The 21303-nt window shown below is 70.4% G+C and carries 21 protein-coding genes; 9 read left to right on the top strand and 12 right to left on the bottom strand.

Annotation, left to right across the window (positions count from 1 at the left end):
* Positions 1-33: 33 nt before the first annotated feature.
* The gene (locus AB0J02_RS00370; RefSeq protein WP_363191273.1) at positions 34-3153 is read right to left on the bottom strand and encodes an alpha-N-acetylglucosaminidase; all 3120 of its coding nucleotides are present in this window, start codon (positions 3151-3153) and stop codon (positions 34-36) included.
* A 129-nt stretch (positions 3154-3282) separates the two neighbouring features.
* Here AB0J02_RS00370 and AB0J02_RS00365 point away from each other — a divergent pair, with 129 nt between their 5' ends.
* Positions 3283-3723 (top strand): hypothetical protein, encoded by a 441-nt coding sequence (locus AB0J02_RS00365; protein WP_363191272.1) that lies wholly within the window; start codon positions 3283-3285, stop codon positions 3721-3723.
* A gap of 34 nt (positions 3724-3757) precedes the next feature.
* Here AB0J02_RS00365 and AB0J02_RS00360 read toward each other — a convergent pair whose 3' ends face one another.
* The 7 genes from AB0J02_RS00360 to AB0J02_RS00330 all read right to left on the bottom strand — a co-directional run bounded on the left by AB0J02_RS00360 (position 3758) and on the right by AB0J02_RS00330 (position 10219).
* Positions 3758-5269 carry a DUF1996 domain-containing protein gene (locus AB0J02_RS00360; RefSeq protein WP_363191731.1) on the bottom strand — a complete coding sequence of 504 codons (1512 nt, stop codon included), beginning with the start codon at positions 5267-5269 and terminating at the stop codon, positions 3758-3760.
* A 61-nt stretch (positions 5270-5330) separates the two neighbouring features.
* Positions 5331-5726: a hypothetical protein gene (locus AB0J02_RS00355; protein ID WP_363191271.1), complete on the bottom strand. Its 396-nt coding sequence runs from the start codon at positions 5724-5726 to the stop codon at positions 5331-5333.
* Complete coding sequence (locus AB0J02_RS00350; protein WP_363191270.1) at positions 5723-6376, bottom strand: response regulator transcription factor; 654 nt, start codon at positions 6374-6376, stop codon at positions 5723-5725. Before AB0J02_RS00350 ends, AB0J02_RS00355 begins: the two co-directional genes overlap by 4 nt.
* Positions 6361-7626 (bottom strand): sensor domain-containing protein, encoded by a 1266-nt coding sequence (locus tag AB0J02_RS00345; RefSeq protein WP_363191269.1) that lies wholly within the window; start codon positions 7624-7626, stop codon positions 6361-6363. The genes AB0J02_RS00350 and AB0J02_RS00345 overlap by 16 nt, the downstream gene beginning before the upstream one ends.
* Before the next feature lie 121 nt (positions 7627-7747).
* Positions 7748-8362, bottom strand: coding sequence for a winged helix-turn-helix domain-containing protein (locus AB0J02_RS00340; protein WP_363191268.1), 615 nt, complete (start codon positions 8360-8362; stop codon positions 7748-7750).
* A gap of 305 nt (positions 8363-8667) precedes the next feature.
* On the bottom strand, positions 8668-9708 hold the full coding sequence (gene glnII, locus AB0J02_RS00335; protein ID WP_363191267.1) for a glutamine synthetase: 1041 nt from the start codon (positions 9706-9708) through the stop codon (positions 8668-8670).
* 145 nt (positions 9709-9853) lie between these two features.
* Positions 9854-10219 (bottom strand): arsenate reductase family protein, encoded by a 366-nt coding sequence (locus AB0J02_RS00330; protein ID WP_363191266.1) that lies wholly within the window; start codon positions 10217-10219, stop codon positions 9854-9856.
* 158 nt (positions 10220-10377) lie between these two features.
* Here AB0J02_RS00330 and AB0J02_RS00325 point away from each other — a divergent pair, with 158 nt between their 5' ends.
* From AB0J02_RS00325 to AB0J02_RS00295, 7 genes are all read left to right on the top strand, one after another.
* Positions 10378-10632: a hypothetical protein gene (locus AB0J02_RS00325; protein ID WP_363191730.1), complete on the top strand. Its 255-nt coding sequence runs from the start codon at positions 10378-10380 to the stop codon at positions 10630-10632.
* A 173-nt stretch (positions 10633-10805) separates the two neighbouring features.
* Positions 10806-11258: a hypothetical protein gene (locus tag AB0J02_RS00320; RefSeq protein WP_363191265.1), complete on the top strand. Its 453-nt coding sequence runs from the start codon at positions 10806-10808 to the stop codon at positions 11256-11258.
* Positions 11259-11275: 17 nt separating this feature from the next.
* On the top strand, positions 11276-12622 hold the full coding sequence (locus AB0J02_RS00315; protein WP_363191264.1) for a DUF2252 domain-containing protein: 1347 nt from the start codon (positions 11276-11278) through the stop codon (positions 12620-12622).
* Positions 12623-12670: 48 nt separating this feature from the next.
* On the top strand, positions 12671-13279 hold the full coding sequence (locus AB0J02_RS00310; protein WP_363191263.1) for a chemotaxis protein CheB: 609 nt from the start codon (positions 12671-12673) through the stop codon (positions 13277-13279).
* A gap of 13 nt (positions 13280-13292) precedes the next feature.
* A complete protein-coding gene (locus AB0J02_RS00305) occupies positions 13293-15164 on the top strand; it encodes a CheR family methyltransferase (protein ID WP_363191262.1) in 1872 nt (623 codons plus the stop codon).
* A gap of 23 nt (positions 15165-15187) precedes the next feature.
* The gene (locus AB0J02_RS00300) at positions 15188-16048 is read left to right on the top strand and encodes a GAF and ANTAR domain-containing protein (RefSeq protein WP_363191261.1); all 861 of its coding nucleotides are present in this window, start codon (positions 15188-15190) and stop codon (positions 16046-16048) included.
* A 13-nt stretch (positions 16049-16061) separates the two neighbouring features.
* Positions 16062-16787 (top strand): GAF and ANTAR domain-containing protein, encoded by a 726-nt coding sequence (locus tag AB0J02_RS00295; RefSeq protein ID WP_363191260.1) that lies wholly within the window; start codon positions 16062-16064, stop codon positions 16785-16787.
* A gap of 93 nt (positions 16788-16880) precedes the next feature.
* On the opposite strand, the gene glnA is transcribed toward AB0J02_RS00295, so the two are convergent.
* Positions 16881-18290: a type I glutamate--ammonia ligase gene (glnA, locus tag AB0J02_RS00290; protein ID WP_363191259.1), complete on the bottom strand. Its 1410-nt coding sequence runs from the start codon at positions 18288-18290 to the stop codon at positions 16881-16883.
* A 189-nt stretch (positions 18291-18479) separates the two neighbouring features.
* Between glnA and AB0J02_RS00285 the strand changes: the two genes are divergently transcribed.
* A complete protein-coding gene (locus tag AB0J02_RS00285; protein ID WP_363191258.1) occupies positions 18480-18947 on the top strand; it encodes an RDD family protein in 468 nt (155 codons plus the stop codon).
* A gap of 191 nt (positions 18948-19138) precedes the next feature.
* On the opposite strand, the gene AB0J02_RS00280 is transcribed toward AB0J02_RS00285, so the two are convergent.
* From AB0J02_RS00280 to lipA, 3 genes are all read right to left on the bottom strand, one after another.
* Entirely contained in the window at positions 19139-19840 is a 702-nt protein-coding gene (locus AB0J02_RS00280; protein ID WP_363191257.1) for a DUF4191 domain-containing protein, read from the bottom strand.
* A 59-nt stretch (positions 19841-19899) separates the two neighbouring features.
* Positions 19900-20097 (bottom strand): hypothetical protein, encoded by a 198-nt coding sequence (locus tag AB0J02_RS00275; protein WP_324766486.1) that lies wholly within the window; start codon positions 20095-20097, stop codon positions 19900-19902.
* Positions 20098-20331: 234 nt separating this feature from the next.
* A complete protein-coding gene (gene lipA, locus AB0J02_RS00270) occupies positions 20332-21288 on the bottom strand; it encodes a lipoyl synthase (protein ID WP_363191256.1) in 957 nt (318 codons plus the stop codon).
* Positions 21289-21303 lie beyond the last annotated feature (15 nt).

Genomic DNA, 21303 nt, shown 5'->3' with positions numbered 1-21303 from the left:
TCCGGTGCTCTGGTGCGTCCCGCCCAGTCTCTCCTACGCGCCTCCTGTCCACGTGAGCGCCCACCCGCTGAACTCGACGGTGCCGCGCGTCCCGTTCCCGCCGTTCGTCGCGCTCATGAACAGGCCCACGTCCTGCGTCGCCGCCGCCCCCGGTACGGGCACGGTCGCGACGGTCCGCCACGTCGTCCCGCCGTCGGTGGAACACGCCCCGGTGTACGGCCCGCCGGACCGGCTCAGGCGCAGCAGCACCGGTGCCTTGATCCCGGTGATCCGCTGGTAGGTGTCGAGCGTCCCGTCACCGTTCGTGTCGTAGGAGAGCACGACGCCGTTCGAGGGCGTGACGGACAGGTTGAGGAAGCCCGGCGACCCCGGGGTGGCGAGGGAGTTGCGGACGACGATGCCCGTCCGCGCCCACGCGCCCGTCACCGCCTGCGCGTCCACGCGCAGCACCACCGACGAGCCGTCCTTGAAGGCGCCCTCGCGGTACGCCGTGCCGAACTCGGTGGTCCCCTTCCACAGGTCGGCGCCGCCGCCGTCGATCGCGAACCGGTCCTCCAGCTGTCCGAAGACCGCCGCGTTGTTGCTGTACGTCTTCCAGCCCTCGGCCAGCGGACCGGCCTCGAAGAGCGTGCCCTTGTGTTCGTAGGTGACCCGGTCCTCGCCCTGCGGCCCGTACTGGACGTCGATCGTGTACGGCAGCGGGCGCAGCGGCCTGTCGAGCGGGGTGCCCGGCGCGCTCGCCTGCCAGGACACGGTGCCCTTGCCGGCCGGGGCCACCCGTGGCAGCGACGTGCCGCTCTCGGGCGTCGCGTCGATGCCTTGCAGCGAGAAGTCGACGCGGCCCGTCGCCCGCAGCCCGTTGACGTTGCGGAAAGTGGCCGCCACGCGCGCGTGGCCGCCCGGCGGGAACGCGGCCGGCTCGGCCGTCACCGTCACGGCGCCCTGGTAGGGGGCCCGCGCGAGCACGTCCCGCACCCGCGCCGCCGTCCGGTACGCGTCCCCGTACGGCCGCAGCGGGTAGTCCTTGCGCTCCCGCGTCCACGGCTCCTCGAACGCGAACCAGTCGACCGCCGCGGGCGCCCGGCCCGCCGCGAGCGCGTCCTGCAGCTCGTCGAGCCACTTCTGCCAGCGCGGAAGATAGAAGTCGGCGATCAGGCCGTGCCACTCGCGGTTGCCGTACTCGTGGAGGTTGCCCGGGTCGGACGTGGCCCGGTCGCCCCACACGGTGATGAGGACCTTGGCACAGCGCTCGAACTCCGCGCGCTCCGCGTCGCTCGTGGCCATGGCCCTGGCGTCCTGGATCCACGGGCCGAGCAGGAAGGCCTGTTGCGTGCCCGTGACGTCGTCCGTCAGGCGCATCAGCTTCAGCCACAGCGTGGCGAGGTCCTTGAGGCGGGTCCGGTCCTTGTCGGCGTACGCGGCCTTGAGCTGGGGCAGGAGCTGGCGGCTGCGGTGCGCGAGGGCCTGCCGGGCCACGTCGACGAGGTCGTACTTGTAGGCCTGGCTGCGACGCAGATCCCCGGCCACGCCGAGCAGCCCGGTGAGCGCCGCGTCGAAGCGGCCCGGGTCGTAGGTGAGGGCGCGCGGCGCGTAGTAGGCGGCGCGGTCGGCGGCGAGGTCCGGGCGGGCGGCGAACAGCGAGTCGTGCGGGTCGGAGCGCTCCACGGCCGTCTGCTGGTACGCCGTCTCGTACAGGGCCTGCCAGGCGGCGCGGGCATCCCTGTCACGGCGCCCGTACCGGAAGTCGGCGTATCCGGCGAACCACTCCTCCCGGTCCAGCTTCCGCTCGGTCCAGGCGAGTTCGGACCACAGCTCGAAGGCGGCCGGGTCCCGGTCGGTGCCCTCCGGCAGGTACGCGGTGCCGGTGAGCGCGCTGTCCGGCTTGTCGCGCCAGGCGAAGAACTTCTCGTTCCAGATGTGCGCGCGGGCCCCGATGGTCGTACGGCCGCCGAAGTTGGGGATCGTGCCGAACGCGTACGGGGTGCCGCCCCAGTCCCTCTCGCGGTCGGTGACGGAGGCGAAGCGGTCGGAGACCCCGTCGACGATCAGCATCTTCTTCTTGTCGATGGCATCGAGGAGGGCGGGCAGCGGGTTCGCCTCCCAGCCGAGGATGACCCAGGTGGCCCCCGGCCGGTTCTTCTGCAGCGCGGTCTCCACACCGCGGGCCGCGTCCGGGACCGGCACGTTCCCGGCGGTGCCGCCCTCGTGCAGCAGGTCCATCTTGAAAGCGTCGATCTCGCCGAAGAGGTCCTTCTGGTGCCCGTAGAACGCCTCGGCGACCTGCGCGAACGTCGTCGTGCGCGGGTCGAGCCAGTCGGGGCGCTCGAAGCCGTGCCAGGTGCCCTGCGGGACGACGTGCGCGTCGCCGCCGTTGCGCTCCACGAACCCCTTGGGCACATGGCCGTAGTAACCCGGCATGACCGGCTTCATCCCGAGCTCGCGCAGCCGGTCGACGATCTTGGAGCCCAACTCGGCGCGATCGGCGATGAGTTCGGGCGAGAGCGGGCCGCCGTACCCGGAGAGGTTCTGCAGCAGCCACCACGGCTGGTGCGAGGGGGCCGGGAGCCAGGCCCGCGACTCCTCGTCGCTGTACCCGAAGTCCTTCAGGACCCGGTGGTACACGGCCTCCATGCCCGCGATGACGAGCACCTCGTTGCAGCCGTGCAGCGCGAGCACATCGATCATGCGCTCCCAGTACGCCCAGCCCGCGAACGGCGCCGTGTAGCCGTCGTTGGTGTCGTTCAGCGCGAACCGGTGGGGGAGCGCCGTCGACCGCTCCAGGGGGCGGACGGGTGCCGGGAGGGTGCGCGGCAGGTCCAGCTGGCTGCCGTTCCAGGCGATGTGCGTGCCGCAGACGTACTTCAGATACCAGTGGACCCCGGCGAGCAGAGTCGCCGGGCTGGTGCCGTACACCTCGACGCGGCCCCGTGTCCCGGACACCCGGAACCGGTCCGCGCCACCCTGCGGGGCGAGGAGTCTGAGCCGGAACTGGTCGGCATGGTGCGGCAGTTGCCTTTTGAGCGCGGCGAGGGCCGGAGCCGTATCAAGTGCGTGCGGCGCCGCCTGCGCGGCCGGTACACCCACTCCGAGGGCTGTGCCGAGCCCGATGGCGCCTGCCGTGCCGAGAACCGTGCGTCGCGTTGGCGCGGACATACGTGTGACCCCCTGCGTCGCGGATGGTGCGGCGCACGGTAACCGGGGCGCACGCCCGCGCTCAACGGTGCGCACGGAGCTGGCGGGATCGTGTCGACGTACCGAAGGCTCAGCGGACAGGAGTACGGGATGAGGAAGTTGCTGGTGGCAGGGGTCCTGGTGGTCGCCGCCGCGACCGGGTGCGGGGCGCACGACGACGGCCCGAAGATCCCCCGAACGGCCAGCGGCTCATTGGAGCAGCTGGCGCGCACGGCGGGCTGCCGGCCGGACATCCAGACCGACGCCGACGAACTGCGCCAGGCCAACTGCGGCAAGGGAAGCGGCCGTTACGTTCTCGCCACCTTCGCCACCGACCGCGGCCAGGCCGAGTGGCTGGACGCGGCCGACGACTACGGCGGCACGTACCTCGTCGGCCGCAAATGGATCGTGGTCGGCGCGGACCGGACCGTGACGCAGCTGCGCGGCCGGCTCGGCGGGACCGTGGAGCGTTCCTCCTCGCACCACTCGATGAGCAGCGGTGGTGGGGGTCGCGAGGAGGGTGCCCGTACCGGGCACTCGGGTCACCACTGAGACGGCCGCGCAGCAGCCATGTGGGGGCGATCGGTCAGGTGCAGCGGTCGCCCCGGTTGATGCAGTTCGCGACGCGCTGCATCAGCTTGGCGTCGAAGACGTTGATGAAGTCGCCGTGGTCGGTGACGGGCTTGTGCAGCTGCTCCGGGAACGAGTCGACCGCGAACCCCGGCCCCGGCGGCACGTTGTAGACGATGCGCTGCACCAGCTGCGGGATCGCCTTGAAGCCGCCCGGGCAGGCGCCGGTGCGCGGGTCCTCGAACGCGACGTGCGTACGGTGGTTGGCGCTGTCGGCGTTCGCCCCGTCCCAGCAGCTCTGGAACCGGAAACTGCGCACGACCTTCGAACCCTGCGGACAGATCGGGTACTTGTCCTTCAGCTGGCGGTTCTCGAAGCCGGTGCAGCTCCATGAGGCGTTGGCGTTCGCGTTCCCGTTGGTGAAGGCCTTCGCGTCACCGGTGATGATCCGCAGGAATCGGGGCATGGCGACGACCTTGCTCGTCGGATTCCCGTCGAATTTCAAGGTCACCGAGGACGGCGTCTGGATCTCGCCGACGTTCTGGTCCTTGCCGCCGCCGTCCGCGTTCGCGTCCGCCTCGGCCTTTCCGTTCTGCAGCCTCAGGACCGGCCAGTAATAGGTCGACTTGTCACCCTGATTACGGCAACTCGTCTGCCCGTTGGCGAGATCGTCGTCACTGGAAAAGGCGTCCGTCGCCTGATTTCCCACGTAGTCGTGCATATGGTGAGCGCCATTGCTCACCCCGGGCGCGACGATGACATTGTCCGGATTGAACTTGCCGTTCTCGTTGCGTCCGCAGGTCGTGGTGAACGTGCCGCGTGATGCCGCGCGCTGGTTGCGGGGCGTGGCGACATTGGGCTGTACGGACTTGATGTCGACGAAGTCGCTCGCGTCGGGCCCGTTGCCGTTGCCTGCGCCTGCGCCTGCGCCTGCGCCTGCGCCTGCGCCTGCGCCTGCGCCGTCGCCCGCGCCGGGCTGCTGCGACGGTTGCTGTCCGGGTTGTTGCGCCGGTTGCTGGGGCTGCTGGGGCTGTTCCGAGGGCCGTCCGGTGCAGGCGGCCATCCCGTCGAGCTGCTGCGGCGGCTGGCCGCCGGAGCGCCGGATGTTCTGCCCGATACGGCCCAGCGCGGCGCCGCGCTTGTCCTTCAGCGGGCCCAGAATGCTGTTCTGCACGAAGTTCGGGTCCTGCGCGGCGGCGTCCCGGTTCGAGGCGAGCCGCTGATAGGCCTCCGTGATCTGGCTGTCCATGGCGGCCAGTTCGCCGTCCACCCGGCCGCGCGCGCCCTCGGGGACGTCGGGCAGGGCGGTGCCGACGTCCGGACAATCAATAGTGGCCACTTGCTGCTGCTGCTGTTGTTGTCGCTGCTGTTGCTGCGTTTCGCTGCCCGTTTCCTGCCCCGGGTCCTCTTGGGCGGACGCGTACACGTTGACCGCGACCAGCCCACCTCCGCCCAGGAGCAGTGCGGCCGACGCGATGGTCATCCGCGTCGCCAGCGAAGAGCGCCGTTTCCGTGAGGTGCGTCCCATGGGACTACGTACGCAACGGGAGGCGGCCGTGTTCAACCGGCCCCCGGAATTCAGCCCCGCTTCATCCGGCCCCGGACTTTCTCCCTGCCCACAGCACATAACCGACGACACCCGTGACGGTCGCGACGCCGCCGTATCCCACGGCCATGTCGCCGCGCGGGGGCGGCACGCGGTACGCCCTGCCCTCCCGCGACACCCACACCCGGTCCCCGGTGATGTCGCTGGTCCCTTCACCCTCCTCGTCCCAGACGCCGTCCTCGGGCTCACCCGCGATCGGGCCGCGCACGGTACGGCCCGACGGGTCCCGCCAGGCGAAGTCGTCGATGTTCCGGCCGTCCGTGACGGTCGCCCAGTACCCGCTCAGATACGCGTGGGTGGCGATCAGCGCGTTGCGCAGCGGCAGCACGAAGGCGATGCCCGCGAGGAGCCACAGCGTCGCGCGGGCGGCTCGTCTCACCGGCCGCCCCGGTCCAGGTAGGCGATGACCGCGAGCACCCGCCGGTTGTCGTCGTCGGAGACCGGCAGCCCCAGCTTGGCGAAGATGTTGGACGTGTGCTTGGCGATGGCCCGCTCGGTGACCACCAACTGGCCCGCGATCGCCGCGTTCGACCGCCCCTGCGCCATCAGTTCGAGTACTTCCAGCTCGCGCGGCGTGAGCCCGCCCAGCGGCGCGTCCGCGGCCCGGCGCGACAGCAGCTGCTGGATCACCTGCGGGTCCATCGCGGTGCCGCCCGCGGCCACCCGCCGTACCGCGTCGATGAACTGGTCCGCGTCGAACACCCGGTCCTTCAGCAGATAGCCGACCCCGCCGGTCCCGTCGGCGAGCAGCTCACGGGCGTACAGCTGCTCCACGTGCTGCGAGAGCACAAGGACCGGCAGGCCGGGCCGCTCCCGTCGCGCCGCGAGCGCGCACTGCAAGCCCTCGTCGGTGTGCGACGGCGGCAGCCGGACATCGACCACGGCGATGTCCGGCGCCAACTCGGCCAGCGCCTTGGTGAGTTCGGGCCCGCTCTCGACGGCCGCGGCGATCTCGAAGTCGTACGCCTCGAGCATGCGCACCAGACCGTCCCGCAGCAGGAACAGGTCTTCGGCTAGGACAACACGCAAGGGATCTCCATGGTCACCATGGTCGGACCGCCCGCGGGGGAGCCGACGGCGAGGACACCGTCGAATGTACCGAGCCTGCGCTCGATCCCGCTCAGCCCGCCGCCGGCCGCGATCACCGCGCCGCCCCTGCCGTTGTCGGTGACGGCGATCCGCAGGGAGCCGTCGGCGTGTGTGACGTCGACCCAGATCCGGTCGGCGCCCGCGTGCTTCACGGCGTTGGTGAGGGCCTCGCTGACGGCGAAGTACGCGGCCGACTCGACCGGCGCCTCGGCCCGCCCGGTCAGCTCCACCTCCACCTCGGCCGCCACCGGCAGACGCAGCGCCAACGCCCGTACGGCGTCGCCGAGTCCGCGCTCGGCGAGCACCGGCGGATGGATCCCGCGCACCAGGTCCCGCAGCTCGGTCAGGGCCTCGGCGGACGACTGCCGGGCGTGCGCGAGCAGCTCCTTGGCCTTCGCCGGGTTCTTCTCGATCAGCGCCTCGACCGTGCCGAGGTCCATGCCCATGGCGACGAGCCGGGCCTGCGCCCCGTCGTGCAGATCGCGCTCGATGCGGCGCAGTTCGGCCGCCGAGGTGTCCACGGCGTCCCGCCGCGTCTCGGTCAACACCCTTACGCGCTGCTCCAGTTCACCCGCGGCGGGCGCGAGTACGTAACGGGTCAGCAGGAAGTGCGCCCGCAGCAGCGCGGGCGTGACGAACAGACCGGTGGCGAGCAGGGCCGTCGCGAGCAGCGCGGACAGCAGCGCCGTCCCCTGGCCGCTGACCGGCACGAACCCGTACCACCAGCCGACGTACGTGCCGTCGGTGAAGACCCGCCACAGGCCGGCCGCGAGCGCGTACCCCTCAAGGGGGTAGATGATCAGCGCCGCGGGCAGCACGGCGGTGACGAACCCGGCCGTCATGTCGACGAGCAGCCAGCGCAGGTCCCGCCAGGTCGCCGGGTCCGCCAGGAGCAGCCGGCACCGCTCGGCCTGCCCCAGCAGTCCGCCGCGCAGATCGTCCGGAAACGGCCGGTACGTTGCCGGGATCCGCACCCCGCACCACTCGGCGGCGACGGCCCGCCGCCAGTTCGCCCAGTGCCGGACGAGCCCGAGCACCCAGGGTGTGGTCAGGGCGCCGATGCCGATCACGAGAAGCAGTACCGACACCAGCGACAGGACGAACAGGGTGATCGACCCGGCGAGCCCGGCCACGGCGACCCACAGCCCCCGCAGCCCCGCCACCACGGCGCTCCGCGCCCTCGCACCCATATACGCACTCCGTCCGTCCCGCCCGGCCCGACACCACACAGTGTCGCCGGTGGAAAGGCCCGGGTCAGTGGGAACGGCACCCGTACCGCGGTGTCACTGGGTACACCCCCGGCCCCCTGGGTCAGCGGCCGGCCGGCGGCGCGTACTTGTATCCGACGCGGCGCACGGTCTGGATCACCTTGCGGTGCTCGGCGCCCAGCTTGCGGCGCAGCCGGGCGACGTGGACGTCGACCGTGCGGCCGTCGCCGACGTGCCCGTAACCCCACACCGTGGTGACGAGCTGGTCGCGGGTGTGCACCCGGTGCGGATGCGCGACGAGGTGGGCGAGCAGCTCGAACTCCAGGTAGGTGAGGTCGAGTTGGCGCCCCTGGACGTCGGCGGTGCGCTGCGCGCTGTCGATCCCGATGAGCACGTCGCGCGCTTCGGGGCTCGCCGCGGGCGCGGGCTCGACGGTCTCGGCGGGGCCGGGCGCGACGGGCAGCAGCGACTGCTGGTCGGCCGGTACGAGCACCAGGTAGCCGATCATCGGCGGCCGGCCCGGCAGCGTGGGCAGGGTGTGCGGCGGCGCGGGCAGCAGGGTGGCGCCCGGCGGCAGGAAGTCGGTCACATCGACGAAGGGGGCGGCGGGGGCCACCTCGTCCCGGTCGACGGCGCGCAGCCGGGTACGGGCGGGGGAGGGGGTGCCGGGGGCCCCGGAGAGAGGGGCGAGGGGGGAGAGGGAGCGGGCGTTAGCCATGAGTGGTCAACTCTTTCGCGCGAGAGGCCGTCTGGAGAAGGACGTACGTCGTGCGCGCGGACCGAAGGCCGTACCGCGAGTCTTCGCTGGACGGTTTTAGAGGGCCGGCGCGTTCGTCGCGCGGCAACACACCCGGTCGAAGTCGTGGTGCTGTCGAGAGGGCCAGAACGGCTCGAGGTCGTGACGACGACCTCGCGCGGTGGTGTTCTGGAATCTGGCCATGCCCATATTGAAGCAGATGCGGTACGCAAAGGAGAGGGCGCCCGCACAAGATGCGGGCGCCCCTGTGTGTGACATGGCCGGAATCAGACCTGTCCGGCCTTCTCCAGCGCGGAGCAGCAGGTGTCGACGAGGAGCCGCGTGACGACGTACGGGTCGACGTTGGCGTTCGGGCGCCGGTCCTCGATGTAGCCCTTGCCGTCCTTCTCGACCTGCCACGGGATGCGGACCGAGGCGCCGCGGTCCGAGACGCCGTACGAGTACTCGTTCCACGGGGCGGTCTCGTGCAGGCCGGTCAGGCGGTCGTCGATGCCTGCGCCGTAGTGCTTCACGTGGTCCATCGGCTTGGAGCCCTCGCCGAGGGATTCGGCGGCGGTGATGATGGCGTCGTAGCCCTCACGCATCGCCTTGGTCGAGAAGTTGGTGTGCGCGCCGGCGCCGTTCCAGTCGCCCTTGACCGGCTTCGGGTCGAGGGTCGCCGAAACCTTGAAGTCCTCGGCGGTGCGGTACAGCAGCCAGCGGGCCACCCACAGCTGGTCGGAGACCTCCAGCGGGGCGAGCGGGCCGACCTGGAACTCCCACTGGCCGGGCATGACCTCGGCGTTGATGCCGGAGATGCCGAGGCCCGCCTTGAGGCAGTTGTCCAGGTGCGCCTCGACGACGTCACGGCCGTGGATCTCGTCCGTGCCGACACCGCAGTAGTAGCCGCCCTGCGCGGCGGGGAAACCGCCGACCGGGAAGCCCAGCGGGCGGTCGCCCTCGAAGAAGGTGTACTCCTGCTCGATGCCGAAGATCGGCTCCTGCGCGCCGAACTTCTCCTCGACCTCGACGAGCGCGGCCCGCGTGTTGGACTCGTGCGGCGTCATGTCGATGTTCAGGACCTCGCACATGACGAGGACGTCCTCGCCGCCACGGATCGGGTCCGGGTACACGGCGACCGGCTTGAGCACGCGGTCCGAGGCGTGGCCCTCGGCCTGGTTCGTGGACGAACCGTCGAAGCCCCAGATCGGCAGTGCGTCCAGGCCCCCCGACTGAGCTGCCGCGCCGGCGATTATCTTCGTCTTCGAGCGGAGCTTGGCCGTCGGCTCGGTGCCGTCGATCCAGATGTACTCAGCCTTGAAGGTCACGGGCCACATCCTCAGTCACGGGTCGCTATCTGCCCGACAGCTTGTCAACGGGCGATTTCCCGGCCGTTGCCCGGCTGTGAACCCCGTGTTACCGGGGACGCGCGTGGCCAACGGCGCCCGGTGAACTCGTATGCGATGGGGGCTGTCAGCCGCGCCGGCCCAGCGCGTCCCGTACCGCCTCCTCGCTGCGGCCCACCACGGCCGTGCCGTCGTCGGCCGTGATGATCGGGCGCTGGATCAGCTCGGGGTGCGCGGACAGGGCCTCGATCCACTGCTCGCGGGTGTCCGCGTCGCGCGCCCACGCCGCCAGGCCGAGCTCCTTCGCGGCCGCTTCCCGGGTGCGGGTGATGTCCCACGGTTCCAGGCCGAGCCGGTCGAGGACGGCACGGATCTCGTCGGGGGCGGGCACGTCCTCCAGGTAGCGGCGCACCGTGTAGTCGGCGCCCTCCGAGTCGAGCAGGGTGAGCGCGCCGCGGCACTTCGAGCAGGCCGGGTTGATCCAGATCTCCATGGTGCCAACGGTACGCGAGTGGCCTCACGCGGCGGTCCCAACTGGCGTCTGGCCAGCGGCTTTTGTCAGTGGGTGGCAGTAGAATGGAAGCAGTGTTCGAGAGCTTCGGGGGCTCTCGAGTTCGCGACAGGAGGATGCCTGTGCCGGCTGCCGCACCGATGCTGATGGATCTGCCGTACGCGCCACTCGCCAAGAGGCCGCTCCCCGCGGGGCGGCCCCGTGACTGGTACATCACCCACAACCGACGCCTCAAGGCCATGCGCCTGGCGATAGCCCTGCTCGACTCGGGCGTCTACCTGCCGAACCAGGCCCACAACCAGAGGATCCGCTCCACGGCCGAGCTCATCGGCATCCATCCGCCGTCGGACACGACGTGTCACATGGTGCGGGCGCTGATGCGGTACTGCCGCTGACCTGTTCCGTGTCACCCGGCGGCCGGAGGTTCCGGCCGCCGGGTTCGGCGTGGTCACGGCCTCCCGCGCACTGCCGGAAATTCACCTGTTTGCCGTACTTGGCATGCGGGCCCCCGAGGGGGCACCGTTGACTGGGTCGACCGGCAGCGGCGGGTCGAGCGGAGGTGTTCGGAATGGCGAACGTGCGAGGCATGCGAGGCACCGGCGCGATCCTGCTGGCGGCTGTCCTGGCCGCCGGCGCGGCAGGCTGCTCCGACAGCGGCGACAGCCCCTCCGACGCCGCGTCCAAAGCCGGGAGCGTGCTGTCGTCCGCGACGGCCGAGGCACAGAAGAAGGTCGACGAGTTCAAGGACGGCGCCGACGCCAAGGGCGATGTGAAACTCGGCGGCGTGACGAAGGACGACGGACGGGCCACCGTGCCGGTCAAGGTCACGAACAGGACCTCGTCCGCGAAGACGTACCTCGTCCTGGTCTCCTTCAAGGACGGCGGCGGCAACCTCCTCGACACGGTCGCCCTCAACGTGAAGGACGTCGGGGCAGGCACGTCGAAGACGGAGACCGCCCGCAGCCACCGCTCCCTCGACGGCCGCGTCACCGCCGACATCCTCCGCGCGCTGCGTCACTGAACGAAGGGGCGCCCGCCATGAGCAGCCCCGCCGAACGCGCCGCCCAGGGCAGACGCGCCCGCAAGTACGCCCCCCGCTCCTCGCACGCGCCCTGGATCCCGGCCGCCGACCGACCCGACCCGGTCGTGGTCCTGGAACGCCAGGGCGCCGACCGCCTCCACGATCTGCTCCCCATCCGGTACGGGCGCATGGCCGCGAGCCCGTTCGCGTTCCTGCGCGGCGCCGCCGCCGTGATGGCGGGCGACCTCGCGGCGCTCCCCCACACCGGCCTGACCGTCCAGCTCTGCGGCGACGCCCACCTGTCGAACTTCGGCCTCTTCGCCTCGCCCGAGCGCTCCCTCCTCTTCGACCTCGACGACTTCGACGAGACGTACCCGGGCCCCTTCGAATGGGACGTCAAACGCCTCGCCGCCTCGACCGCCGTCGCCGCCCGCGACAACGGCCACTCCGACAAACAGGCCCACCGCGCGGTCCTCGCCTCCGTCGCCGCCTACCGCGACAACATGCGCCGCCTGGCAGGCCTCGGCGAACTGGCCGTCTGGTACGAACACATCGACGCCCACGCGCTGCTCCCGCTGATCCGCTCCGCCCGCCGGCGCCGCCGCGCCGAGCACACCCTCGCCCAGGCCACCCGCCGCACCAGCCTGCACGCCCTCGCCAAGCTCACGGAGACCACGCCCGACGGCCGCCGCCGCATCATCCACGACCCGCCGCTCCTGGAACCGGCGGGCGTCAGCGACGCAGCCGCCCTGCGCAAGATGTTCGGCGACTACCGCTCCACGCTCGCCGAGGAGCGCCGCCGCCTCCTCGACCGCTACCGGTTCGTCGACGCCGCCCGCAAAGTCGTCGGCGTCGGCAGCGTCGGCACCCGCTGCTTCGTCGTCCTGCTCGCCGGCCGGGACCCCGACGACCCGCTCTTCCTCCAGATCAAGGAGGCGACCCGCTCCGTGATCGAGGAACACATCCCGTACCACGGGCCCTACCTCCACCCCGGCCACCGCATCGTCTCCGGACAGCGCCTCCTGCAGGCCGCCGGCGACATCTTCCTCGGCTGGATGACCGGCCCCCAGGGGCGCGCCTTCTACTGGCGTCAACTGCGCGACATGAAGGGCTCGGCGGACATCGCCGTCATGCCCCCCGACGAACTCCTCGCCTATGCCCGGCTCTGCGGCACCGCCCTCTCCCGCGCCCACGCCCGCTCCGGCGACCGCATCGCCATCGCCGCCTACCTGGGCGGCGCGGACACCTTCGACCGGGCGACCGCCGCGTTCGCGCTCCGCTACGCCGATCAGACCATCAGGGACCATGCCGTACTGCGCCGCGCGATCTCGGACGGCGTCCTCACGGCCACTCCGGGAGCGTGAGGCCCGGCCCTCCTGTGCGGAGCACCCCGGAGGGATACGCTCGGCGGCGTGCCGACACCGACACCGCCGTCCGCAGTGACCCCGGAAAACTTCGCCGTCGTAGCCGTCGCCGCGTCCGCCGGCGGCATCCACGGCCTGGTCACCCTCCTCGAGGGGCTCGACTCCGAACTGCCCGTGCCCCTCCTCGTCGTCCAGCACCTGGACCCCCGCCACCGCACCGTCCTCGCCGAGATCCTGAACCGCCGTACCGGCCTCGCCGTCAAACTCGCCGAACAGGACGAGACGGCATTCGCCGGCACGGTCTACATCGCGCCACCCGACCGGCACCTCCTCGTCCGCCCCGACGGCACGCTCTCGCTCTCCCGCAGTGAACTCGTCCACTTCCTGCGCCCCTCCGCCGACCTGCTCTTCGAGTCCGTCGCCGGGGCGTACGGCCCACGGGCGATCGCCGTGGTCCTGACCGGCACCGGGAACGACGGCGCGATGGGCGTCGATGCCGTGAAGTCGCGGGGCGGTACCGTGATCGCGCAGGACCCGCGGACCGCGGAGTTCCGAGGCATGCCGGAGGCCGCCGTGGGTACGGGAGCAGTGGACTTTGTGCTACCTCTGGAGGAGATTCCCGCGGTGATCCGCGGACTTGTCGAGATCAAGAAGTAGTGAGTAGGCAGCGATGAGCGAGGCGCCCCGAGAGCAGGAGACGGATGAGGAGCTGGAGGCCCTTCTCGGCTTCTTGAGGGACGCCCGCGGCTTCGACTTCACCGGATACAAGCGCTCCTCGCTGGGCCGCCGCATCCGCAAGCGGATGGCCGACGTCGGCATCGACGCGTACTCCGACTACCGCGACCAGCTCGAGACGAACGCCGACGAGTTCAGCGCCCTCTTCAACACCATCCTCATCAACGTCACCTCCGTCTTCCGCGACGCCGACGCCTGGACGTACCTGGAGCGCGAGGTGGTCCCCGAACTCCTCGCGCGGCTCGGCCCGGAGGACGAGATCCGGGTGTGGAGCGCGGGCTGCTCCAGCGGCGAGGAGGCGTACTCGCTGGCCATCATGTTCGCGGAGGCCCTCGGCCTCGAAGAGGCCCTGACCCGCGTCAAGATCTACGGCACCGACGTCGACGAGGAGGCACTGCGCGACGCCCGCTCGGGCCTGTACCCGGCCAGGAGCCTGGAGCCGCTCGCCCCCGAGCTGCGCGACAGGTACTTCGAGCAGAACGGCTCGCAGTACAGCTTCCGGTCCGATCTGCGCCGCCGCGTCATCTTCGGCCGTCACGACATCACCCGTGACGCCCCCATCTCCCGCCTGGACCTGCTGGTCTGCCGCAACGCGCTGATGTACTTCAACGTCGAGGCGCAGACCCAGATCATCGACCGGTTCCACTTCGCGTTGCGCGAGAGCGGCTTCCTGTTCCTCGGCAAGGCCGAGATGCTGCTCAACGACGCGGATCGGTTCGACGTCGTCAGCATGCGCCAGCGCATCTTCCGCCGCCGCCCGGGGTCCTCCGTGACCGCGCAGTACCAGCCGACCTTGCCCAAGCTGCGCGCCGGATTCGGCGGAGAGATGCAGACCGTGGCCAGGAACCGGCAGTTGCGCGACCTGATTCTCGATGCCGCGCCCGGCGCCGCCCTCGCGGTGGACACCGAGGGCGTCGTCGTCCTCATCAACAACCACGCCCGCGCCGAGTTCGGCCTGACCGCCAACGACATCGGCCGTCCCTTCCAGGACCTGGAGATCTCCTACCGTCCGGTCGAACTGCGCTCCCTGATCGACCAGGCCGCCCACGAGCGCCGCCCCCTGCGGGTCAACGGGGCCGAGCGCAGGGTCGGCGAGGACCTCCAGTACTTCGACATCCTGGTCCAGCCGCTGGTCGGCGGGGGCGGGATGCCGTCCGTCACCCACATCACGTTCACCGACGTCACCGTCGCCACCCAGCTCAAGGCCGAGGTCAAGCGCGTACGCGAAGATCTCGAGACGGCCTACGAGGAACTCCAGTCGACCAACGAAGAGTTGGAGACGACGAACGAGGAACTCCAGTCCTCCATCGAAGAGTTGGAGACGACGAACGAGGAACTCCAGTCCACGAACGAAGAGTTGGAGACCACGAACGAGGAACTCCAGTCCGGGAACGAGGAACTGGAGACCATGAACGAGGAGATGCGCATCCGCAGCGAGGAGCTGGACGAGGCCCGTGCCTTCCTGGAGGGCGTCCTCACCTCCATCGCGGCCGCCGTCGTCGTCCTCGACAAGGACCTCAACGTCAAGAGCTGGAACCGGGGCGCCGCCGAGCTGTGGGGCCTGCGCCAGGACGAGGTGCTCGACGAACCCTTCTTCCACCTCGACTTCGGCCTGCCCACCCGCGGGTTGCGCGCCGTCGTGGAGGAGTGCCTCCGGTCCCGCAAGCGCGGCGCGCCCGTGGGGATCGACGCGGTCAACCGGCTGGGCCGCGGCATCGCCTGCACCGTGCAGTGCAGCCCTTTCGACGGCCATCGCGGCGGCGTCGTCCTGTTGATGGAAGAAGGCGGAAGCGGCGGCACGGCCTGACCCGGCGGGCGTATTCTCGGCGTATGGAGCCCACGGCCGGTTCGCCGACGCAGGCCGCGCTTGCCAGGCAGCGCGCGGTCAGGGCCCGGGAGCGCGCCGACCGCGCGTCCGAGCTCGCGCAGCGCTACGAGTCGCTGGCCGAAGAATCCGCGGAGCGATCCTTCGACGGCCTGTACCAGCGCCTCGCCCACATCCACCGCTCCACCGCCGGCCGCCACCGGGTCGCCGCGGAACTCCTCGACGCGCACGCCCGCCGGGCTCACGAGTGGGTCCGTGAGGGCGGACCACCGCCCCTGTTCATGACGGGTGTCGGCGAGGCGTGCGGCACGAACAGCGTCGCCGTCGTCCTCGTCGACGGCGAGCGCAACCAGCTCGCGACCGCATCCTCCGACCAGCCCTCGTGCAACGCCCAGGACCTGGAGTTCGTACTCGGCGAAGGCCCGGTGGACGACGCGGTGCGCGACCGCGGCCCGGTCGAGGTGGCGGGGGCCGCCCTGAGCTCGCGCTGGCCCGGCTACGGCCCGGCCGTCAGAGCACTCGGTATCGGCCAGGTGGTGGCCGTCCCGCTCCAGGTCCCCGGTGAGTGCATCGGCGCCCTCGCGGTCTTCGACCCGCATCCCGACACCGCGTCCACGAGGCTATTCGCCGAGGTCGCGGACGCGTTGACCCGCAGTGTGTTACTCGGTCAGGACGCGGTACCCGGCTTGTTCGGCGGCATCGACTACCGGGCCGTCGTGCACCAGGCCGCGGGCATGGCAGCCGTCCAGCTGCAGTGTCAGGTCGCGGATGCGCTGGAAATGGTCAAAGCCCGCGCGTTCGCCGAGGGACGCCGCATCGGGGACGTGGCCCGCGATATCGTCCACGGACAATTGAAACTCGGCTGAGAGGTCTTCTACCGTGACGCTGCAGGAGCAGGAACTCGCCGCGGTCTTCGCTCACTTGACGGAGGAAGCCGCACGGGATCCGCTCGACACGCAGGCACTGCTCGCCACCTTGGTGGAGGGCGGCAGAAGGCTGTTCGACGCCCTCGGCGCGATCGCGTACTACGCGCCCGGCGGCGGTTCGGCCGTCCAGACCGCCGGCACCGACGACGCCCTGCGCGTCCTCGCGGGAGAGGCCGTCGACTGGCAGGAGGGCCCCGGTTACGACGTCCGTACGACGGGCTGCGCCCTCATCGACGTGGACGTGACCATACAGCCCACGCGCGCCCGCTGGCCGCGCTGGACCGCGCGCGTCAGGGCCCTGGGCCACGGCCGGGTCACCGCGCTGCCGCTGCCCGCCAAGGACGGACCGGCCGGCGCCCTCGTACTCTTCGGCCCGCACAGCGGGCGCCTCGACGAGAAGGCCCTCTCGCTGGCCCGCTCCTTCGCCGACGCCGCGGCGAACACGCTCTCGCTCCAGCGCGAGGTGACCGAAAGCCGCGTCCTGGCCGGCCAGTTGGAGCACGCGCTGTCCAGCCGCGTCGTCGTCGAACAGGCCAAGGGCATCCTGGCCGCCCGGCACGACGTCACCCTCGACCAGGCCTTCGACCGCCTGCGCCGCTACGCACGCTCGCACCAGCGCAAGGTCCAGGAAGTGGCCCGCGAGATCATCGGCGGCCGCGACTTCCCCATGGACCCGTAACCGGCCGGGGACCCCAGCACCCGAAAAGACCGTCGGCCGTGCTCCTCCCAAAGAGGGAGGAGCACGGCCGACGGTTTATGCCTGACGCGTTTTCTAGATGTCGAAGTACAGCTCGAACTCGTGCGGGTGCGGCCGCAGCTGGATCGGGGCGATCTCGTTCGTGCGCTTGTAGTCGATCCACGTCTCGATCAGGTCGGACGTGAAGACGCCGCCGGCCTGCAGGTACTCGTTGTCCGCCTCGAGGGCGTCGAGGACCGCGGGGAGCGAGGTCGGGACCTGCTGGACGTTCGCGTGCTCCTCGGGAGCCAGCTCGTAGAGGTCCTTGTCGATCGGCTCGGCCGGCTCGATCTTGTTCTTCACGCCGTCGAGGCCCGCCATGAGCAGCGCCGAGAAGGCGAGGTACGGGTTCGAGGACGGGTCCGGCGCGCGGAACTCGACGCGCTTGGCCTTCGGGTTCGAGCCCGTGATCGGGATACGCATGGCCGCGGAGCGGTTGCGCTGCGAGTACACCATGTTGACCGGGGCCTCGAAGCCGGGGACCAGGCGGTGGTAGGAGTTCACCGTCGGGTTGGTGAAGGCGAGCAGCGACGGGGCGTGCTTGAGGATGCCGCCGATGTAGTAGCGCGCCATGTCCGAGAGGCCCGCGTAGCCCTGCTCGTCGTAGAACAGCGGGTCGCCGCCGGCCCACAGCGACTGGTGGACGTGCATGCCCGAGCCGTTGTCACCGAAGATCGGCTTCGGCATGAAGGTCGCGGTCTTGTTGTTGCGCCAGGCGACGTTCTTCACGATGTACTTGAAGAGCATCAGGTCGTCGGCCGCGGCGAGCAGCGTGTTGAACTTGTAGTTGATCTCCGCCTGGCCGGCCGTGCCGACCTCGTGGTGCTGGCGCTCGACCTGCAGGCCGTTCTTGTCCAGCTCCAGGGAGATCTCGGCGCGCAGGTCGGCGAAGTGGTCGACCGGCGGGGCCGGGAAGTAGCCGCCCTTGTAGCGGACCTTGTAGCCGCGGTTGTTCTCGACGGCGCCGGTGTTCCAGGCGCCCGCCTCGGAGTCGATCTCGTACAGCGAGCGGTTGGCGGAGGTCTCGAAGCGGACCGAGTCGAACACGTAGAACTCGGCCTCGGGGCCGAAGTACGCGGTGTCGGCGATGCCGGTCGACGCGAGGTAGGCCTCGGCCTTCTTCGCCACGTTGCGCGGGTCACGGGAGTACTGCTCGCCCGTGATCGGGTCGTGGATGAAGAAGTTGATGTTGACCGTCTTGTCGCGGCGGAAGGGGTCGACGCGCGCGGTGGACAGGTCGGCGCGGAGCGCCATGTCGGACTCGTGGATGGCCTGGAAGCCGCGGATCGAGGAACCGTCGAAGGCCAGCTCCTCGGTCGGGTCGAACGCCGCAGCCGGCACCGTGAAGTGCTGCATCACACCCGGCAGGTCGCAGAAGCGGACGTCTACGAACTTGACGTCCTCGTCCGCGATGAACTTCTTGGCGTCATCGGCGTTCTGGAACATCCAACTCCTCCTACTCCCACCCGGGGAGGGGCGGGGTTTGCAGCTCGGTCGTGGGGCCAGTGCGGTGGCACACGCTGGACCTGACCATAGGCAGACGTGGTTTCTCAAGCATGACCCATTTGTTTCGCCGAAGTTAACCGGACCAGGGGGCGAGACGGTGTGAGGCGCGGGGCGCAGTACCGTGGAGGCGTGGACAACAGGGAAGCAATGGGATCGTGGCTGTCCGGGCCCCGCGAGGCCATGGAACAGTCGGGCGCGGACTTCGGATACCGCGGAGAACAGCTCGGTCTGCCGGAGCACGGCCCCGGTTCCATCGCCCGCCCCGGCCGGCGCGTCGGAGCCCTCGTCGTCGACTGGGCGCTCTGCATGCTGATCGCATACGGCCTGGTCACGCACGGTTACAACCAGGCTACGGGTAACTGGGCGCTGCTCGTCTTTCTCGTCCTGGGCGTTCTCACGGTCGGCACCATCGGCTGCACGCCGGGCAAGCGGCTTTTCGGGCTCCGGGTCGTCTCCGAGGCCGGCGGCCGCCTGGGTCTCGGCCGGGTCGTCGTCCGCACGGTGCTGTTGTGCGTGGCCATTCCCGCGCTGATCTGGGACCGGGATGGTCGTGGCCTGCACGATCGTCTGGCGAAGTCCGTAGAGGTCCGTATCTGAGCGTTGTCGGCCTTGGCCCGGTGGCCACGCCCCAAGAGTGCGCACGAAGTGCGCCTCGCGGGGGCACGGGGAACTGCGCGACCAGCCCCGGCAACCCGCACCCGCCAACGCACCCGCACACGGCAGACGAAAGGGCGCCCCCGGACCGGAGTCCCGGGGCGCCCTTCAACTACGTAGGCACAGCGGCAGCGTCAGCGCGTCTTGCCGCCACCCCTCGGCATCCGCATGCCCTTCGGCATCGGACCCTTCGGCAGTGGCATGTTCGCCATCAGGTCGCCCATCGCCCGCAACCGGTCGTTGGTCGAGGTCACCTGGGGGCCGGTGAGCACCCGGGGCAGCTTCAGCATGGTGGTGCGGAGCTTCTTCAGCGGGACCTGGCCCTCGCCGTTGCCCACGAGCAGGTCGTGGACCGGGACGTCCGCCACGATGCGGGCCATCTTCCGCTTCTCGGCCGCGAGCAGCGTCTTGACCCGGTTCGGGTTGCCCTCCGCCACCAGCACGATGCCCGCCTTGCCGACGGCACGGTGTACGACGTCCTGGCTGCGGTTCATCGCGACCGCGGGGGTCGTCGTCCACCCGCGCCCGATGTTGTCGAGCACCGCGGCCGCCGCGCCGGGCTGACCCTCCATCTGCCCGAAGGCCGCTCGCTCGGCACGGCGCCCGAAGATGATCGCCATCGCGAGGAAGGCGAGCAGGAGGCCGAGAATTCCGAGATAGATGGGGTGACCGATCAAGAAACCGATCGCGAGGAAGACACCGAAGGTGACGATTCCCACAGCCGCGAGTACAAGACCGATCTTCGAATCGGCCTTGCGGGTCATCTTGTAGGTCAGAGCGATCTGCTTGAGTCGCCCGGGGTTTGCAGCGTCCGCTGCAGGTTCCTTCCTCGCCATGTTCGAAGTCTACGTGGCCGGGAGCCGCCGATGAACAGCAGCACCGGCCCCGGGGCGGGTCAGCCCCTGGAGCTGACCGCTTCGAGGACGCGCTGGGCCTCCACCCGGTCCTTGGCGCGGCGGCGGTCCTCGAGGACGGAGGTCCAGGCATTACGGCGTGCGGTGCGCTGGCCACTGCTCATCAGCAGCGACTCGACGGCGCGCAGAGCGTCGGTGAATGTCGGGATCGCGGTGGCGCGAACAGGCGCGGCCTGCATGGGTGAGGTCCCCCCTCGAAGTCGGATCACGGTGTTGGTGAAAGGTGTACGAGGCGTGAGTACAGCGTCACTGATTGGTGTTACCAGTGCGTGACCGGACGGTCAAACGGCGATGAAGCCTTGACGCTCGCGGCCCAAACGCTGACGCGGCCCTGACGGTCGCCCTCAACTGCGGGGACGGTCAGGGCCGCGCCTTCTCGGCCTATACCGGCCGGTAATCGCTTGTGCGTGACTTCACACGCGGGCGGCCGACCGGCGCAGCTCGGTGGCCATCTGGAACAGGCGTCCGGCGCGGTACGAGGAGCGGACCAGCGGACCCGACATGACGCCGGAGAAACCGATCTGCTCGGCCTCCTCCTTCAGCTCCACGAACTCGTGCGGCTTGACCCAGCGCTCGACGGGGTGGTGCCGCACGGAGGGCCGCAGGTACTGCGTGATGGTGATCAACTCGCAGCCCGCGTCGTGCAGTTGGCGCAGCGCCTCGCTGACCTCGGCGCGCTCCTCGCCCATCCCGAGGATCAGGTTCGACTTCGTCACGAGACCGAACTCGCGGGCCTCGGTGATGACCTTGAGCGAGCGGTCGTAGCGGAAACCGGGGCGGATGCGCTTGAAGATCCGCGGCACCGTCTCGACGTTGTGCGCGAAGACCTCGGGGCGCGAGGAGAAGACCTCGGCCAGCTGCTCCGGCACCGCGTTGAAGTCGGGGGCGAGGAGCTCGACCTTGGTGCGGCCGTCGGCGCGGTCCGCGGTCTGCGCGTGGATCTGGCGGACCGTCTCCGCGTACAGCCAGGCACCGCCGTCCTCCAGGTCGTCGCGGGCGACGCCGGTGATCGTGGCGTAGTTCAGGTCCATCGTGACGACGGACTCGCCGACGCGGCGCGGCTCGTCGCGGTCGAGGGCCTCGGGCTTGCCGGTGTCGATCTGGCAGAAGTCGCAGCGCCGCGTGCACTGGTCGCCGCCGATGAGGAACGTGGCCTCGCGGTCCTCCCAGCACTCGTAGATGTTGGGACAGCCCGCTTCCTGGCAGACGGTGTGCAGGCCCTCGGACTTCACGAGGTTCTGCATCTTCGTGTACTCGGGGCCCATTTTCGCCCGGGTCTTGATCCACTCGGGCTTGCGCTCGATGGGGGTCTGAGCGTTACGGACCTCCAGGCGCAGCATCTTGCGTCCGTCGGGTGCGACTGCGGACACGACCGGCTCCCTAAA

Source organism: Streptomyces sp. NPDC050264 (assembly GCF_040655895.1).
Lineage (GTDB): Bacteria > Actinomycetota > Actinomycetes > Streptomycetales > Streptomycetaceae > Streptomyces.
This window is presented reverse-complemented; position numbering and strand designations above follow the sequence as displayed.

What these genes read in the sequence shown, in the direction of transcription:
- AB0J02_RS00370 (WP_363191273.1), bottom strand. Translation starts at nt 3,153, where the DNA reads ATGTCCGCGCCAACGCGACGCACGGTTCTCGGCACGGCAGGCGCCATC.
- AB0J02_RS00365 (WP_363191272.1), top strand. Translation starts at nt 3,283, where the DNA reads ATGAGGAAGTTGCTGGTGGCAGGGGTCCTGGTGGTCGCCGCCGCGACC.
- AB0J02_RS00360 (WP_363191731.1), bottom strand. Translation starts at nt 5,269, where the DNA reads ATGGGACGCACCTCACGGAAACGGCGCTCTTCGCTGGCGACGCGGATG.
- AB0J02_RS00345 (WP_363191269.1), bottom strand. Translation starts at nt 7,626, where the DNA reads ATGGGTGCGAGGGCGCGGAGCGCCGTGGTGGCGGGGCTGCGGGGGCTG.
- AB0J02_RS00340 (WP_363191268.1), bottom strand. Translation starts at nt 8,362, where the DNA reads ATGGCTAACGCCCGCTCCCTCTCCCCCCTCGCCCCTCTCTCCGGGGCC.
- AB0J02_RS00330 (WP_363191266.1), bottom strand. Translation starts at nt 10,219, where the DNA reads ATGGAGATCTGGATCAACCCGGCCTGCTCGAAGTGCCGCGGCGCGCTC.
- AB0J02_RS00325 (WP_363191730.1), top strand. Translation starts at nt 10,378, where the DNA reads ATGCTGATGGATCTGCCGTACGCGCCACTCGCCAAGAGGCCGCTCCCC.
- AB0J02_RS00320 (WP_363191265.1), top strand. Translation starts at nt 10,806, where the DNA reads ATGGCGAACGTGCGAGGCATGCGAGGCACCGGCGCGATCCTGCTGGCG.
- AB0J02_RS00315 (WP_363191264.1), top strand. Translation starts at nt 11,276, where the DNA reads ATGAGCAGCCCCGCCGAACGCGCCGCCCAGGGCAGACGCGCCCGCAAG.
- AB0J02_RS00305 (WP_363191262.1), top strand. Translation starts at nt 13,293, where the DNA reads ATGAGCGAGGCGCCCCGAGAGCAGGAGACGGATGAGGAGCTGGAGGCC.
- AB0J02_RS00300 (WP_363191261.1), top strand. Translation starts at nt 15,188, where the DNA reads ATGGAGCCCACGGCCGGTTCGCCGACGCAGGCCGCGCTTGCCAGGCAG.
- glnA (WP_363191259.1), bottom strand. Translation starts at nt 18,290, where the DNA reads ATGTTCCAGAACGCCGATGACGCCAAGAAGTTCATCGCGGACGAGGAC.
- AB0J02_RS00280 (WP_363191257.1), bottom strand. Translation starts at nt 19,840, where the DNA reads ATGGCGAGGAAGGAACCTGCAGCGGACGCTGCAAACCCCGGGCGACTC.
- AB0J02_RS00275 (WP_324766486.1), bottom strand. Translation starts at nt 20,097, where the DNA reads ATGCAGGCCGCGCCTGTTCGCGCCACCGCGATCCCGACATTCACCGAC.